Genomic DNA, 16747 nt, shown 5'->3' on the forward strand with positions numbered 1-16747 from the left:
GCTCAGGGTCTGAAGCACAAAAAAGTCAGGTCATCGCGGCGGGGCTGGTCTGCCTGCCAAAGGCTATAGGCATTGAGCACCGACATGCTGATTACATCGGCACGTTCATTGCGCTGGGCGATGATGGATTCCCGGATGCGGCGCTTGCCGAAGGCGGTTTGCTTGGGGCCGCCTATCTGGTCTACCAGGCCATCGGTGGTTACGAACATCAGCGTGCCCTGTGGCGCCGCAATTACCTGATTGGTCCAGCAGAAGTCCATGGGTGTATCGACATAGCCTACGCCCATGCGATCACCATCCAGCTGTACAAAGTCCTCGCTGGTTTGATCCAGCACGAACAGCGGTGTCTTGGCTGCGGCATAGGTCAAGGTCCGCTTGGCTTCGTCGAACCAGAAGAAGGCACCGTCGAGTCCATCGTCCGACTGCCCAAAACCGGCCCTGGGCCCGGTCTGCCCCAGCAGGAGCTTGATGGCGCGGTTGAGTTCGGACAGTACGGCGGCAGGGTCACGCGGATTGCTCTGTTCTATGGCCTGCACCAGTAGCGACGAGGTAATCAGGGTCATGAAGGCACCCGGCACGCCGTGGCCGGTACAGTCGGCAACCGCACCGAACCAGCCATCCTGGAACCGCGCAAAATGATAGAAGTCGCCGCCTACCACGTCACGCGGCTCCCAGACCAGCTCGCTATCCTGCAGGGTGTGGGCCAGTGCCTCGCGTGCTGCGCGCATCATGGCTTGCTGTATCACCCCGGCGTATTCGATGGAGTGGCGTATCTGGCGGTTCTTTTCGGCCTGCAGATTGGCAATCATGCGCATCAGCCGCAAGCAGGAGCCCACACCGGCATAGAGGCCATCACGCGTGACGATAAAACCGGCCGCCAGGGTCTGCTCGCCGTGTTCCACCACCCTGAAGGAGAGCGCCTCCAGGTTGAGTTTCTCGTCAACGATCAACGGGTCTCTGTCCATGAAAGCGGTGCAGCCCTGCGGCCCGTAGCGCTCCTGGTTCTGCGGCGAGGACATCTCGGACATGAAGGCATTGCGATTGATCAGGCCTATGGGCACGCCGCTTTCCACGACAGGCAGGCTGACCAGATCACGATCACGGGCAAAGCGGCTCAGCACCGTGACATTGGTGGTGTCGGGTGCAACTGGATCAACCTCGCTGGAGATACCACCTGCAGAGGGGAGCCGATGTACGGTCTGTCGCCTGAAATGATCGACGCTGAGGAGATCCATGCTGGCCCAAGGGTCTGGTGCGTTTGCAACAACTGCGGCATCTTGCTGGCATGACGCCAGTAACGCGTGTGTCGGCGCTGTCTATTCCGTATAGCCCAGGCGAGGCTCAAACGCCAAGCCCAGATACCAGCAGCGGCAAAAGCGGGCTGACGGCGATGGCTGGCTGCACTACCCTATAGCCATGCGTATATTCCCAGGCCTGCTGCCCATACTGTTGCTGCTGAGCGGACTTTTGCTTGCGCCCACCTGGGCAGCGACGCGGCTGCAACTGATTACGACTGACTACCCACCCTATTGCGCAGCTGATCTGCCTGAGCAAGGGGTATTCACGGCCCTTACGCAGGCAGCGTTTAGGGCGGGTGGCTATGAGACCGATGTGGTGTTCAAACCATGGGCGCGTGCGCTGGCCGAGATCAAGGCGGGCAAGCACGATGCCATCCTGGCGGTTTGGTTTCAGAGCGAGCGCAATAAATTCCTCGCCTTTACCGATCCACTTTGGCTTAACCGCATCGGCTTCATGGGAAGGGCGGGGGAGCTTGTCGATACGCAGCATCTATCCACGTTGAAGGGGCGCAAGATAGGCGTGGTGAGGGGATATGCCAATCCGCCCGAGTTCGAGGCCGCCAACCTGACGGTGGACGAGGCGGTGGACGATGAAACCAACTTGAAGAAACTGCTGGGGGGGCGGGTGGACCTGGCCTTGGTGGACAAGGCGCTGGCGGAACACCTGATACGCAACCGCATACCTGAGGCGGATGGCAGGTTGGCGTGGCAAGATCCACCTATCGCCACCATGCCGCTCTATGTGGCCTTGTCACGTAGCAAGCCGGGCTATGAACAGCGCCTGCTCGCATTCAATCGGGGGCTGGCCGAGATACGCCGTACCGGTGAGTATGAACGCATACTCAAGCGGCACGGCATAACACAGTAGCCGGTAGCGGCAAGGCCGGTGGCTTGCTCCGCGCCACCCGCCAGTCGGTCAGCTATCGCCCAGCTGCTTCTTTTCCAGGGCTTCCCAGCGTTCCATCTTGCTGAGGACCAGCATGTCGATCTCGTCGATGCGTGCCTGCCAGGTGGCGGCATCGGTGGGGGCATTGCGGTAGATATTGGGGTCTAGCAACTGCTCTTGCAGGGTAGCCTGTTCGGTCTCCAGTGCTTCAATCTCGGCCGGCAAGCGTTCCAGTTCGCGGGTTTCGTTGTAACTCATCTTGGAGGCGCGGGCTGCACGGGCCGGTGCAGCAGCGGCGACCGGTTTCTCCTCGGGCTTGGCCGGAGGGTTTTTGGCAGCGGCCTGCATACGGGCCTTGGTCGCCATCCAGTCGTCAAACCCGCCGGGGTTTTCTATCAGTTTGCCGTCGCCTTCAAAGGCAATCACCTGCGTGACCACGTTGTCGAGGAAGGTTCGATCGTGGCTGACCAGGAACACGGTGCCACTGTAATTGGCCAGCAGCTCTTCCAGCAGTTCCAGCGTGTCGATGTCCAGATCGTTGGTGGGTTCATCCAGTACCAGGATATTGGCAGGCTGGGTGAACAGCCGGGCCAGCAGCAGGCGGGCACGTTCGCCGCCGCTCAATGACTTTACCGGGCTGCGCGCGCGTTCGGGGGCAAACAGGAAGTCTTCCAGGTAGCTGATGACATGCTTCTTCTCGTTGCCGATCTGCACGAAGTCGCTACCGGGGCTGATGACATCGCAGATGGGGGTGTCTTCAGGTAGGGCGGTACGGAACTGATCGAAGTAGGCGATTTCCTGCTTGGTGCCCTGGCGGACCTCGCCGCTGTCTGGCGCCAGTTCGCCCAGTATGAGTTTGAGCAGGGTAGTCTTGCCGGCGCCATTGGGGCCGATCAGGCCTATCTTGTCGCCACGCAGTATACGGGTGGTGAAGTCACGTACCAGGGTGCGGCCATCGTAGCCCTTGCTGACATGCTCCAGTTCGGCCACCAGTTTGCCCGAGCGTTCACCAGCGTCCAGGGCAAACTGTACATTGCCCACCCGATCACGCCTTGCCGCCCGGTCGCGCCGCAGTTGCTCAAGCCGGCGCACCCGGCCTTCATTGCGGGTACGGCGTGCCTCCACGCCTTTGCGTATCCAGACCTCTTCCTGGGCCAGGAACTTGTCGAACTTGCGATTCTCGGTGGCTTCCTGCGCCAGCATGTCTGCCTTGCGGGTCTGGTAGGTGCTGAAATTGCCAGGGAAGCTATTGATATGGCCACGGTCCAGTTCAATGATGCGGGTAGCGACATTGTCCAGAAAGCGCCGATCATGGGTGATCAGCAGCACGGCACCGGCAAAATTGCGTATCAGGCCTTCCAGCCATTCGATGGCGGACAGGTCCAGATGGTTGGTGGGTTCGTCCAGCAGCAGCAGTTCCGGCTCGGAGACCAGGGCGCGGGCCAGCGCCACGCGTTTCTTCCAGCCACCAGATAGTTCGCCGACTTTCTTTTCGGCAGGCAGGCCCAGATTGCTCAGGGTGCTGGAAACCAGGCTATCCAGCCGCCAGCCATCGCGTGCCTCCAGATCGTGCTGCAGCGCCATCATGCGGTCCAGCGCCGCTGGGTCGTGCTCTGCGGCCACGGCTGCTGCATGGTAGTCGGTCAGCAACTGCTTTACCTCACCCAGGCCCTCTGCAACGGCCTCGAAAACCGTCGTGTCGGGATCGAAAGGCGGTTCCTGCGGCACATAGGCCACGCGGGATTCATTGGCGATGCGGATATAGCCGTCATCGAGCTTGGCTGTACCTGCCACTGCCTTGAGCAGAGATGACTTGCCTGCACCGTTGCGGCCGATCAGCCCGACGCGCTCACCGGGTTCCAGTACGAAATCGGCATGATCCAACAAGGCCACATGGCCAAAGGCAAGGCAGGCATTCTCTACTATCAGGACAGGCATGAGACTTATCTATGAAGGCGCGTAACCCGCCATTATACCGGTCAGTCCTGGCGGCTTAGGGGTCTATCTTGTCACAGGGGGGTGAAGTCACTTGAATTTGTGTCGATAAGAGGTTGAAGCAGCAGATACATAAGCGGTCTATGATGTAATTAATATAAGTTCGCCCTTCAGGCGTGGCTTGGGCTGGCGGGCGAGATACGAGAGGCAGGGATATGAGCGAAACGGGTACTGGGCTGACGATCAGCCTGGATGCAGCGAGCCGTAACTTGTGTGCGCACTATGTGCCGGGCGAGGGCATTGCGCCGCCAACCAAGCCGACCATACTGGCAGCGCTGGAGGCATCGGGCTGGGCAGACTGCGAGCTGGATGAAAAAGCCATAGCGGCTTTCGTGTCCACTTGCGGCAAGGCGACCGAGCCGCAGGACGCTATCCTGGGATCGCAACAGGATGGGACCTTTGAAATCATGATCTCACCCAGCCGGCTATGCGCTTGGCTGACGGTGACACCACCGCGTGGTGGCAAGGCAATCACGGCGGAACAGGTGCGCGAGGCGATCAGGGCGCGCCATATCACCCATGGCATCAAGGAGGACGATCTGGCAGAGGCGATGGCTGCAGGCCATTGCAGGGATCTGGTCATTGCCGAGGGGGAGGAGCCGGAATCCGGTATTCCCGCCCGCTTTGAAAGCCTGCTCGACAGCCTCAAGACCCAGAAGTTGGAGACGGAAGAGGGGGATGTGATCGACTACCGTGACCTGGGTAGCCTGGTCGTGGTCGACCCCGGTACGCCGTTGATGCGTCGCACTCCCGCTGTACAAGGCAAGAATGGCGTGGATGTGTTTGATCGTCCGGTGCCCGCCAAGCCCGTACCCGACCCGACCTTTGCCAAGGGACTGGCCGGGGCGACACCCGACGAGAATGACCCCGACCTGTTGCTGGCCACCGTTGCGGGCGCGCCCTCGCTGGGCGAGAACGGGATTTCGGTGAACCCCTTGGTCGATGTGCAGGATGTGGATCTGAGTACCGGCAACATTGCCTTTGACGGCACCTTGCAGGTCAAAGGCGATATCAAGGCGGGGATGACCGTGCGGGTGGCGGGTGACGTAGTCGTGAGTGGCACCATAGAGGCGGCGGAAGTCGTTGCGGGCGGCAATGTCGTGGTCAAGGGCGGGATCATTGGGAAATCGGAATCCACCAGCGGGGGGACGGATGGCCCGGTGGAAACTGCCCGTATCCATTGCAATGGCACGGTACAGGCCAAGTTCATCGAGCATGCGGTGATCGAGGCGGGCAAGGCCATACAGGCTGATGGCGGCATACGGCAAAGCGAGCTGACGGCGGGTGAAAGCATCATGGTGGGCAAGCCCGGCAGCAACCAGGGCAGCCTGATAGGGGGGCGGGCACGCGCCCACCTGCTGGTGCGGTCGCCTGTCATAGGGTCGCCTTCGGGCGTACCCACGGTGGTGCAGGTGGGTTTCAATCCCTACCTGAATGCCGAACGCAGCGGCGTGGAAGTACAGCGCAAACGCAAGATGGAAGAACTGGCCAAGCTGAAGCAATTGCTGACCTTCTTTGAGCAGAACCCGGCCAAGGCGGTGGGGGGGATGCGTGAGAAGGCGGAGCATACCAAGGAGACATTCGAAGGCGAGATCAAGGCCATGGATGCGCGTCTGGCCGAGCTGGCCGAGCAGATGGAGCTGGCTGATGGTGCTTATATCGATGCGCCGCGCCGCATACATGGCGGGGTGAACCTGCAGATAGGGCAGAAACTGCTACAGATAGTTGAAGACAAGAATGGCGGTCGGGTGCGGCTGGTGGACGACCAGATCAAACTGGCATGAGCCGCTGCCACGGCAGGATTGGCTATTTGGAAGTAAGCAAGCGCCATGAGGCCAAGCCTGATGGCTGCGCTACACTGTGCGGCCATGATCAATGGACGCCTGTCTTATGCTCGGTATCACCGACTTTCCCGCTTTTCTGGTTGCCTCCACCCTGCTGATACTCTCACCTGGCCCCGGCACCCTGGCCATACTGGGCTCTGCCACCGCCTCGCGCCGGGCAGGCTTTGCCGCCCTGGCAGGCACCAGCACCGGTGATGCCATCCTGCTGGCAGCGGCCGCCATAGGCGCGGCCACCCTGCTGGCCTCCAATCCCATGGCATTCAACCTGCTCAAGTATGGTGGCGGGGCTTATCTGGTTTGGCTGGGTATCAAGAGCCTGCTGTCCAAGGAGCAGGGCCTGGCCGTCAGCGGCCCGGGGCAGGGCAGTCCATTTCGTCGCAGCCTGCTGGTGACCTTGCTCAACCCCAAGGCGGTCGTTTTCTTCATGGCGTTTTTCCCCCAGTTCGTGCCGCCGGGCGCCAGTGTCTGGGCCTTTGCCGTGTTGGGCGCGGTCTTTATCGGTCTCAACTGCATCTATCAGGCCGTGTTGATCGTCGGTGCCGGCTTTATCCTGCGTCATCTGGATGAGGCACCGCACTATGCCCTGTGGGTGAACCGCCTATTGGGCGCCGTTTTCATCCTGTTTGGCGTCAAGCTGGCCGTGGGTTAGTGTCGCCAGGGCGGACAGTCGTCACCTCTTTTAAACAACCGTGCCTGTTGTTTGTGCAGCCATGGCGCGATAAAAAAACCTCACCTCAGGAGCCCAAACACCATGACCGATGATTTCGACTATCAGCTGGAAACCCTGGCCATACGTGCGGGGCAAGAGCGCAGCCAGTTTGGTGAACATGCCGAGGCGCTCTACCTGACTTCCAGCTTTGTGGCCGACAATGCCGCCCAGGCTGCAGCCCGCTTTACCGGGGCCGAGCCGGGTTTCATCTATTCGCGCTTTACCAATCCAACCGTGACGCTGTTCCAAGACAGGCTGGCCGCATTGGAAGGGGCAGAGGCTGCCGTGGCGACGGCCAGCGGTATGTCGGCCATTCTGGCGCTATGCATGGGGCACCTCAAGGCGGGGGATCATATCCTGGCGTCCAGCGGTATGTTTGGTGCCACCATTCAGTTGTTTTCCAACTGGCTGGCCAAGTTTGGTGTGAGCAGCAGCTTTGTGCCGCCTACCGACCCAGCCGCCTGGGATGCCGCCGTGCGGCCGGAGACCAGGTTGTTCTTCCTGGAAACCCCGTCCAACCCGCTGACCGAAATTGCCGATATTGCTGCTATTTCTGCAGTGGCCCATAGGCACGGTGCCATCATGGTGGTGGACAATTGCTTCTGCTCGCCGGCCTTGCAGCGTCCCATTGCCTTGGGGGCCGATCTGGTGATCCATTCCGCTACCAAATACCTTGATGGTCAGGGGCGGGTGCTGGGTGGCGCGGTCGTGGGGAGCAAAGCCTTGATCGAACCGATTTACCAATTTTTGCGCACTGCCGGCCCCACCCTGAGCGCCTTCAACGCCTGGGTACTGGTCAAGGGGCTGGAGACGCTAGGCCTGCGCATGCGTGCCCACTGCGAGAACGCGCTGGCCCTGGCGCAGTGGCTGGAGACACAAGCGGCCATCGAGCGTGTGTACTACCCCGGTTTGCCTTCGCATCCGCAGCATGAGCTGGCCAAGCGGCAGCAGTCTGGCGGCGGCGGCATAGTCTCGTTCGAGGTCAAAGGTGGCCAGGAGGCAGCGTGGCGCCTGGTGGATAGCGTGCAACTGCTTAGCCGCACGGCCAACCTGGGCGACGTGAAGACCACCATCACGCATCCCTATACCACGACCCATGGCCGCATCTCGCCCGAGGTCAAGGCGGCGGCAGGTATTACCCAAGGCCTGATACGTATCTCGGTTGGGCTGGAGCATATCGACGACATCAAGCGCGATCTGGCTCGCGGCTGGTAATGAAAAAGCCCCCCGGTACTACCGAGGGGCTTGATCGAGCTGCTTGTTGCGCTGCTTAGGCAGCCAGGCGGTTGCGTATCTCGCGCATGGCGGCGGACAGCATGGCGAGGTCTGGCGTGGCGACACGCAATTCCTCGAACATGCGGCCTACGTGCTCCAGCGCCACTTCGCGTGCCTTGAGCCAGGCGTCCACCCGCTTTTGTACCGTGCCGGTGCCTGTCAGTACCCGTGCAGTCAGGCCGGCGTGTTCGCGGTAAAGCTCATCACGCAGTGCCATACGGGCCAGGGTTTGCCAGCGGTTGTCGCGGGGCAAGCCGTCTACCACCTCGCGCAGCCAGTCTATCTGCAGTGCGCCTTCCAGCTTGAAGTAGGCCTGGGCGACATCCTCCACGCTGGCCTTGCTTTCGCGGGCCAGGCGGGCGATGTCCAGCAGGGCCAGTACAGCATCCAGATACACCACGCGGCCAGCCAGCTCAGCCTTGACGCCCGCAGCCTTGAGTCGTTCGCGGGCACTGGCGAAATTGGCCTTGTCGGCCACCCACTTGTCCAGCTTGGGCAGCAGGGTGGGGATTTCGTCGGTAAGCTGCACCAGACGCTTGTCGGCATCGGCTTCGGTCAGCTGTACACGCAGTACCCAGCGGGCCACGCGTTCCAGCTGTTTGCGCACTTCCAGCATCAGATCGTACTGGGTGGTGGTTGGCACAACATTGTCCAGAGCCTCCAGCTCGGCCCACAGCTTGTCTGCCTGCATCAAACGGCTGGCCACACTCCAGGCATGCACGATTTCGGCGGGCGTGGCATTGGTTTCCTCGGCTACACGGAATACGAAGCTGATGCCCATGCGGTTGACGCACTCGTTGGTGAGCACGGTGGCCACGATCTCGCTGCGCAGCGGATGGCTGGGCAGCTGCTTCTTGAACTTGTCGGCCATCTTGGTGGGGAAGTAGCCCGACAGCAGCTCATCCCATTCCTTCATGGCGGGCAGGGGCGAAGCCAGCAGTTGGTCGAACAGGCCCAGCTTGGCATAGGCAAGCAATACGGCCAATTCCGGGCTGGTCATACCCTGGCCGGCAGCCTGGCGCTCGGCCAGCAGTGCATCGTTGGGGAGGTACTCGATACGGCGGCTGAGGCGGCCTGCGCGTTCCAGCGACTGCATGAAGCGACCATGCACGCTCAGCAGCGACTTGGCCTGCTTCAGTTCCAGGCTGATGGCGGCGGTCTGCAGGTAGTTGTCGCGCAGTACCAGCTCACCCACATTGTCCGTCATCTCGGCCAGCAGGGCATTGCGCTGTTTCAGCGTCATGTCGCCCGCCTGTACCAGGCGGCCCAGCAGGATCTTGATATTGACTTCGTGATCGGAGCAATCCACGCCGGCCGAGTTGTCGATGGCATCGGTACAGATATGGCCGCCGCTGAGGGCGTATTCCACACGCCCCAGTTGGGTAAAGCCCAGGTTGCCGCCTTCACCTATCACGCGGGCACGGATTTCACGGCCGTCTATGCGCAGTGCATCGTTGCTGCGGTCGCTGGCCTCGGCGTGGCTTTGGCTGCTGGACTTGAAGTAGGTGCCTATGCCGCCGTTGTACAGCAGGTCTACCGGTGCCTTGAGGATGGCGCGGATCAGGTCGTTAGGCGCCAGTGCTTCGTCGGTGATGTCGAGCACCTTGCGGATTTCCGGCGACAGCGGGATGGACTTGGCACTGCGCGAGTAGATGCCGCCGCCCTTGGACAGCGTCTTCTTGTCGTAGTCTTCCCAGCTGGAGCGGGGCAGGGCGAACATGCGCGAACGTTCCTTGAAGCTCTTGGCGGTATCGGGATTGGGGTCCAGGAAGATATGCAGGTGGTTGAAGGCGGCGACCAGCTTGATCTGCTCGGACAGCAGCATACCGTTGCCGAACACGTCGCCCATCAGGTCACCGATGCCGACCACGGTGAAGGGTTGCTTCTGGGTGTCGTGGCCCATTTCACGGAAATGGCGCTTGACCGATTCCCAGGCACCCTTGGCAGTGATACCCATCTTCTTGTGGTCGTAGCCAACCGAGCCACCGGAAGCAAAGGCATCGTCCAGCCAGAAGCCATATTCCTGCGATACGCCATTGGCGATGTCGGAGAAGGTGGCCGTGCCCTTGTCTGCGGCGACCACCAGGTAGGGATCATCTGCATCCAGGCGATGTACAGCCTTGGGTGGGACGACCTTGCCATCGACCAGGTTGTCGGTCAGATCCAGCAGACCACGGATAAAGGTCTTGTAGCAGGCGACGCCTTCGGCCTGATAGGCCTCGCGTTCGGTCGGCGCTTGCTTGAGCACAAAGCCGCCCTTGGAGCCTACCGGCACGATAACGGTGTTCTTGACCTGCTGTGCCTTGACCAAGCCCAGCACTTCGGTGCGGAAATCTTCCTTGCGGTCGGACCAGCGCAGGCCGCCACGGGCCACCTTGCCGAAGCGCAAGTGGATGCCTTCCACGCGTGGTGAGTAGACAAAGATCTCATACAGCGGCACAGGCTGCGGCATGTTGGGGATCTTGGCGCTTTCGAACTTGAAGCTGATGTAGTCCTTGACCTCGCCCGCCGGGCCTGGCTGGAAGAAGTTAGTCCGCAAGGTGGCGGAAATGGTGTGGAAGAAACCGGACAGGATGCGCTCGTCGTCGATGCTGGGCACCTGGGCCAAGGCTTCCTTGATCTTGGCGCTGAGCGCAGCAACCTGCTTGACCTGCTTTTGCTTGGGATCGTGCAAGGACAGGAACAGCGTGGCCAGGTCGCGGGCGATCTCGCGGAAATGCCCCAGGCGCTCAGCAATGTGATCCAGGCTGTAATTGAGGCCGATCTGCTTGAGGTATTTGGCGTAGGCGCGCAGCAGCACGACTTCGCGCCAGCTGAGGCCAGCCAGCAGGATCAGCTTGTTGAAGCGGTCATTCTCGGCATGGCCTTCGAAGATGGCGGCAAAGCCCTGCTGGAAGGCATTGCGGGTTTCGTCTTCGTCCAGCAGGCCAGATATCGGCAGCTTGATGGCGATGTCGGTTACCCAGGCGCGGCCGCCGTCGGCGAACTTCAGCGTGTAGGGCTGTTCCTCTATCACGCGTACGCCCATGTTTTCCAGTACGGGCAGGCTGTCGCTGAGCGCAATCGGGTCTTCGCGGAAAATCTTGAAGCGATGCAGGGTGGGGTCGGCCAGGCTGGCATCCATCAACTTCATGGTCAGGCTCTTGCCAGCCAGTGCCTGCTCAATCTTTTCGATATCGCTGACGGCGGTACGGGCGTCGTAGTCGGCGTAGTAGGCTGCAGCAAAGGCGCGGGCGTACTTGGCATGCAAAGCCATGCCACGCTCTTCGCCGGCATGGCTGGCGAGGTTGAGCTGCAGGTCGTCGGTCCAGCGCCGTGTGGCCTGGGCGATATTGGCTTCGATCTCGCGCGGGTCGTAATCGGGCAGGCTGGAGCCTGTTGGCGTGCGGACGATGAATTGGATGCGGGCCAGTACCGAGTCCGACAGCATGACGTTGAATTCGGCCGAGGTGCCGTTGAAAGCATTCAGCAGCAATTGCTGCATCTTTACCCGCACATCGGTGTTGTAGTTATCCCGTGGCAGGTAGACCAGGGCCGAGACGTAGCGGCGATAGAGGTCTTCGCGGATGAAGGCACGAACCTGGTTGCGCTCCTGCAGGCTGACGATGCCCAGCGAGATTTCGCCCAGGGCGGATTCGCTGATCTCCAGCAACTCGTCGCGCGGGTAGGTTTCCAGCACGTTGAGCAGGGTCTTGCCTTTGTGGCTGCTGGCGGCAACCTGGCTGGCGGCCATCACGGCATCGATCTTGCGGCGCAGAACCGGGATCTGGTGCGGTGGTGTGTTGTATGCCTTGGCTGTGTAAAGGCCCAGGAAGCGGCGCTCACCCGTGACATTGCCCTTGCTGTCATAGCGCTTGAGGCCGACGCAGTCGAGGTAGGCGCCACGATGCACGGTCGAGCGGGAGTTGGTCTTGGTCAGCAGCAACGGGGTCTTGTCACGTGCCAGCGCGCGGATATCGGCGGGTAGCGCGGCAAAGCTGGCCGAATGGGCGCCACGGGTCTCGCCGCGCAACAGGCCCAGGCCAGAGCCCTTGACGATGGTCAGCTGCACGCCTTCCTTGCTGTCGGTCAGGTCGTAATCGCGATAGCCCAGGAAGACGAAATGGTCATCCTGCAGCCATTCCAGGTAGGACAAGGCCTCTTGCCACTCGGCCTTTTCTACTGCCGGCTTGCACTTGGTCAGCTCGGCGTGTACTTCGGCGAGCCGTTTGGCCATGCCGTCAAAGTCTTCCACGCAGTCCTTGAGCTGGCTCAGCACCTTCAGCAGCTCAGCCTTGATCTCGTCCAGCTTGGCCTTGTCGCTGATACGGTCGATCTCCAGATGTATCCACGATTCGGGTTGGCCTGCGCCCAGTTCGTCCAGCTTGCCGGCCTTGTTACGCGTGACCTTGAGCACCGGATGGATGATCAGGTGTATGCCGTAGCCCAGGCGATTCAGCGCCAGGCTGACGGTATCGACCAGGAAAGGCTTGTCGTCATTCACCAGTTCGATCACGGTGTGGCTGGTCTGCCAGCGGTGGTCGTCAAAGCTGGGGTTGTAGACGCGTACCTGCGCCTCGCCCGCCTTGCGCGTGGCCGCCAGTTTCAGGTGGGCGAGCACGGCACCGTACCAGTCCTGCGCATCGCGGCGGGCAAGATCATGAGCATCGGTATCGGCGTAGTAGTTCTGGATCAGCGAGGTGAGGTTGACCGGTCCGGCCTCCCGCGCATCGGCATGGCGCTGGATGTCTGCTAAGAGGCTGGCGTGGAAGGTTTGCATCTTGGGTTGTCTCCTGTTGGACTGCGAGCGATGCACTTTTTGAGCAATCGCTTGTTTGATTGCCGCTCCCTTGCAAGGGATTCTTGGCAAGCGCGACGACATTGTAGCGCCGACGCGACGATTACCAGTATTAGGGGATGCGACACTTTGTTATAGCCGCGCCCCGTCGCAGGGCAATACTGGGGCGCTAAGACTACCTTTTGCACCGTTTTGTTGCACCTGTTTAGGGGTATTTGCACTGCTGTACGAAGATGTCGCATTCCAGCAATGGTGTAGGTCGAAAGGGCGGATTACAATCAGCGCCGGTTCCGGTTTCTCCGAGGCCGCAATGTTGGCTTCGCCGGTTTCCACACTCATCCAAGAACGAGGAGTAAGGCAATGAAGAAAACCGCGCTGTTTGGTGCGATCGCACTGGCGCTGTCCGTGGCCGCTTCGGCCAAGGAATGGAAGGAAGTTCGCGTTGCTATCGACGCTACCTACAAGCCTTTCACCTACAAGACGCCCGATGGCAAGCCCACCGGTTTCGATGTGGATATTGCCAATGCACTGTGCGCCGAAATGAAGGCCAAGTGCGTGTTCGTTGAGCAAGCCTGGGACGGCATGATCCCTGGCCTGAACGCCAAGAAGTACGATGCCATCATTTCCTCGATGTCCATCACCGAAGACCGCAAGAAGGCCGTGGACTTCACTGGCAAGTACTACAACACGCCTTCGCGCATTGTTGTGAAGCTGGGCACCATCAAGAACGTGCCGGCCGAACTCAAGGGCAAGAAGATCGGCGTGCTGAAGGGTTCGACCCAGGAGAAGTACGCCAAGGGTGAACTGGAAGCCTCCGGTGCCGTGATCGTTCCCTACGAGGCTCAGGATCAGGTCTACCTCGATATCAAGTCCGGTCGCCTGGATGGCACCGTGGCCGACAGCGTGGAAGTGTATGAAGGCTTCCTCAAGACCGCTGATGGCAAGGGCTGGGGCTTTGTTGGTCCTATCCTGAACGACAAGAAGTATTTCGGCGAAGGTGCCGGCATCGCTATCCGTAAGAGCGATACCGATCTGCGCGATGCCTTGAACAAGGGCATCAAGAATATCCGTGCAAACGGCACCTGGAAGAAGATCAACGACAAGTACTTCAACTTTGAAGTCTGGGGCGGCTAAGCCCATACGCGTTTGATCGCAAGGACGGCGCAATCAGAAGGGGGCTTCACCGCTCCCAGGTTGGGATTGCGCCGTTTTCGTCTCTCGTCCTATCCTTGATTCTTGCGGCACGCCCGCATACGGGTTTGTCCTGATGTCGTTTTGCTCGCCGTAGCACCGCGACAGGCATACCCTTGGTTACGCCCCACCCCCAAAGCCGCATTCCCGCAAGCGGTACAGAGATCAATCGATGGAAGAGTACATAGTCAATATTCTCAAGGGTTCGGTGCTCACGATGGAAGTGGCACTGGGTTCGCTGGCCGTGGCCGTGGTGTTGGGCCTGCTTGGCGCAACGGCCAAGTTGGCGCAGAGCAAGCCGCTGAACTGGCTGGCTGGCATTTATTCCACAGTGATACGCGGCATTCCCGACCTGGTGCTGATGCTGCTGATTTTCTACGGCGGCCAGATACTGTTGAACAAGGGCCTGGAGCTGGTAGGTTACGAGGAATACATCGAGATCAATCCCTTCCTCGCTGGCGTGCTTACCATAGGCTTCATTTATGGCGCCTACATGACTGAAACCTTTCGGGGCGCCATCATGGCCATACCCAAGGGGCAGATGGAGGCCGGCTACGCCTTCGGCATGAGCAAGTCGCGGGTGTTTTTCCATATCACCGTGCCGCAGATGATCAGGCTGGCCCTGCCCAGCTTCACCAACAACTGGCTGGTGCTGATCAAGGCCACGGCGCTGGTATCCATCCTTGGCCTGCCGGACATGACCATGCTGGCCAAGCAGGCGGCTTCAGCCGCCCGTGATGTGACGCCACTGGCACCCATGCTGTTCTTCCTGTTCACCGGTGCTATCTACCTGGCGATCACAACCGTGTCGCTGATCGTGCTGAAGCAACTGGATAAGCGTTACTCCATGGGCGTACGCCGGGGAGAGTTCTGATGCAATTCGAAGTCATTTTTGAGCCGGCTACGCTCAAGCTGTTCGGCCAAGGCATTCTGGTCAGCCTCAAGCTGCTGTTTATCTCGGTCACCATCGGTGCCGTGCTGTCCATACCCATGGCCATCATGCGGGTCTCCCGCAACAAGTGGCTCTCCACACCGGTGTGGCTGTACACCTATGTGATGCGTGGCACGCCCATGCTGATCCAGGTCTACCTGATCTACTACGGCGTGGCGCAGCTGGAGTTCGTCCAGTCCAACTGGGATACGGTGCCGTTGCTCATACCGTTCAAGGATGCGCTGTTCTGTTGCGTGCTGGCATTTACCCTCAATACCTGCGCCTACACCACCGAGATGCTGGCGGGCGCGATACGCGACACCAACCATGGCGAGATAGAGGCGGCCCGTGCCATGGGCATGAGCCGCCGCCAGCTGATGTGGCGCATCGTGCTGCCATCGGCGCTGCGCCGTACCCTGCCGGCGTATTCCAATGAGGTCATCATGATGCTGCACGGCACTTCGCTGGCCAGCACGGTGCCGGCATTGATGGATATCACGGGTGCTGCGCGCAGTGTGTACTCGGACTTCTATCTGCCATTTGAGGCCTTTATCACGGCGGGCGCCATCTATCTGGTGCTGACATTTACCCTGGTCTGGTGCTTCAAGCTGGCGGAACGCCGTTGGCTGGCTTATCTGCAACCGCGAAAGGCCTGAGCCATGGAAATCAGACGTCATGCCTTGCTCTCACCCAGCGTGGGCACGCACCGCGAGCTGCTGAGCTTTCATTACGGCACGCCTGGTGCCGGGCAGAAAGTGTATTTGCAGGCCAGCCTGCATGCCGACGAATTGCCCGGCATGCTGGTACTGCACCACCTGAAGCAGCGCCTGGCGGTGCTGGAGGCGCAGGGGCTGCTGCGCGGTGAGGTGGTGGTGGTGCCGGTGGCCAACCCCATCGGGCTGGACCAGACCCTCATGCATGGACAACTGGGGCGGTTCGAGTTTGCCAGCAGCGAGAATTTCAACCGCCACTATCCGGATTTCCTGGCTTTGCTGGGTGAAGGCATTGCCGCCAGACTGGGGCAGGATGCCGAGGCCAACAAGCGGGCCATACGTGCCGCCATGGGTGATGCGCTTGGTCGCATCAAGCCGGCAACGGAGTTGCAGTCCTTGCGCCAGATACTGGTCAGCCTGGCTTACGACGCCGATGTCGTGCTGGACCTGCACTGTGATTTTGAAGCGGTATTGCATGTGTATACCGAGACGCCTTGCCTGGAGCAGGCCGAGCCCTTGTGTCGTTACCTGGGTGCGCAGGCTGTGCTATTGGCCAAGGGCTCGGGTGGCGCTTCATTTGATGAGGCGCTCAGTGGCCACTGGTGGCAACTGGCCGAACGCCATGCGGGCCGCTATCCCATTCCACAGGCCTGTTTTTCAGCCACGGTGGAATTGCGTGGCAATACCGATGTTTACCACCCGGTGGCGGCGCAGGATGCAGACAATCTGATTGCCTTCCTGCAGCATCGCGGTGTGGTGGCTGGCGATCCGCCTGCCATGCCGGCGGCATTGTGTGAGGCAACACCCCTGGCGGGGTCGGAGACCTTGCACGCACCCCATGCGGGTGTAGTGGCGTTCCACCGCCAAGCTGGTGACTATATCGAGGCGGGAGAGGTGGTGGTGGACGTCATTGACCCGCTGACCGACACGGTGACCTCGGTGACGGCCTCGGTGAGCGGTGTCCTCTACGCCCGCGGCATTGTGCGCTATGCCACCACCGGCATGGACCTGTGCAAGGTGGCCGGCAAGGTGGCCTTCCGCAGTGGCTATCTGCTGAGCGCCTGAACCCCCATACCCAGGGCTGGTGCAGCTAGCGCGCCGGCCCAGATCATCTGCGACGGAGACAAC

The 16747-nt window shown here is 60.7% G+C and carries 11 protein-coding genes; 8 read left to right on the plus strand and 3 right to left on the minus strand.

Going from position 1 to position 16747, the window contains the following annotated elements; all coding sequences use genetic code 11:
* Positions 1 to 2: 2 nt before the first annotated feature.
* Positions 3 to 1235, minus strand: a complete 1233-nt coding sequence (locus tag V7714_RS05020) for a SpoIIE family protein phosphatase (RefSeq protein WP_335708729.1) — start codon at positions 1233 to 1235, stop codon at positions 3 to 5.
* Positions 1236 to 1416: 181 nt separating this feature from the next.
* On the opposite strand from V7714_RS05020, the gene V7714_RS05025 reads away from it, so the two are divergent.
* Positions 1417 to 2166 (plus strand): substrate-binding periplasmic protein, encoded by a 750-nt coding sequence (locus V7714_RS05025; RefSeq protein ID WP_335708730.1) that lies wholly within the window; start codon positions 1417 to 1419, stop codon positions 2164 to 2166.
* A gap of 48 nt (positions 2167 to 2214) precedes the next feature.
* Here V7714_RS05025 and V7714_RS05030 read toward each other — a convergent pair whose 3' ends face one another.
* Positions 2215 to 4122, minus strand: a complete 1908-nt coding sequence (locus V7714_RS05030) for an ATP-binding cassette domain-containing protein (protein WP_335708731.1) — start codon at positions 4120 to 4122, stop codon at positions 2215 to 2217.
* Positions 4123 to 4334: 212 nt separating this feature from the next.
* Here V7714_RS05030 and V7714_RS05035 point away from each other — a divergent pair, with 212 nt between their 5' ends.
* From V7714_RS05035 to V7714_RS05045, 3 genes are all read left to right on the plus strand, one after another.
* The gene (locus V7714_RS05035) at positions 4335 to 5963 is read left to right on the plus strand and encodes a DUF342 domain-containing protein (RefSeq protein ID WP_335708732.1); all 1629 of its coding nucleotides are present in this window, start codon (positions 4335 to 4337) and stop codon (positions 5961 to 5963) included.
* A 106-nt stretch (positions 5964 to 6069) separates the two neighbouring features.
* Positions 6070 to 6672, plus strand: coding sequence for a LysE family translocator (locus V7714_RS05040; protein ID WP_335708733.1), 603 nt, complete (start codon positions 6070 to 6072; stop codon positions 6670 to 6672).
* Between the two features lie 102 nt (positions 6673 to 6774).
* Positions 6775 to 7947 carry an O-succinylhomoserine sulfhydrylase gene (locus V7714_RS05045; protein WP_335708734.1) on the plus strand — a complete coding sequence of 391 codons (1173 nt, stop codon included), beginning with the start codon at positions 6775 to 6777 and terminating at the stop codon, positions 7945 to 7947.
* 55 nt (positions 7948 to 8002) lie between these two features.
* On the opposite strand, the gene V7714_RS05050 is transcribed toward V7714_RS05045, so the two are convergent.
* The gene (locus V7714_RS05050; RefSeq protein ID WP_335708735.1) at positions 8003 to 12766 is read right to left on the minus strand and encodes an NAD-glutamate dehydrogenase; all 4764 of its coding nucleotides are present in this window, start codon (positions 12764 to 12766) and stop codon (positions 8003 to 8005) included.
* 378 nt (positions 12767 to 13144) lie between these two features.
* Here V7714_RS05050 and V7714_RS05055 point away from each other — a divergent pair, with 378 nt between their 5' ends.
* From V7714_RS05055 to V7714_RS05070, 4 genes are all read left to right on the plus strand, one after another.
* Positions 13145 to 13918 (plus strand): ABC transporter substrate-binding protein, encoded by a 774-nt coding sequence (locus tag V7714_RS05055; RefSeq protein WP_284196247.1) that lies wholly within the window; start codon positions 13145 to 13147, stop codon positions 13916 to 13918.
* Between the two features lie 229 nt (positions 13919 to 14147).
* The gene (locus V7714_RS05060) at positions 14148 to 14849 is read left to right on the plus strand and encodes an ABC transporter permease (protein ID WP_284196246.1); all 702 of its coding nucleotides are present in this window, start codon (positions 14148 to 14150) and stop codon (positions 14847 to 14849) included.
* Positions 14849 to 15562, plus strand: coding sequence for an ABC transporter permease (locus tag V7714_RS05065; RefSeq protein WP_284196245.1), 714 nt, complete (start codon positions 14849 to 14851; stop codon positions 15560 to 15562). Before V7714_RS05060 ends, V7714_RS05065 begins: the two co-directional genes overlap by 1 nt.
* Before the next feature lie 3 nt (positions 15563 to 15565).
* Complete coding sequence (locus V7714_RS05070; RefSeq protein ID WP_335708736.1) at positions 15566 to 16684, plus strand: succinylglutamate desuccinylase/aspartoacylase family protein; 1119 nt, start codon at positions 15566 to 15568, stop codon at positions 16682 to 16684.
* The last annotated feature ends 63 nt before the right edge of the window (positions 16685 to 16747 follow it).

The organism is Chitinimonas sp. JJ19, from assembly GCF_036961565.1.
Taxonomy (GTDB): Bacteria; Pseudomonadota; Gammaproteobacteria; order Burkholderiales; family Chitinimonadaceae; genus Chitinimonas.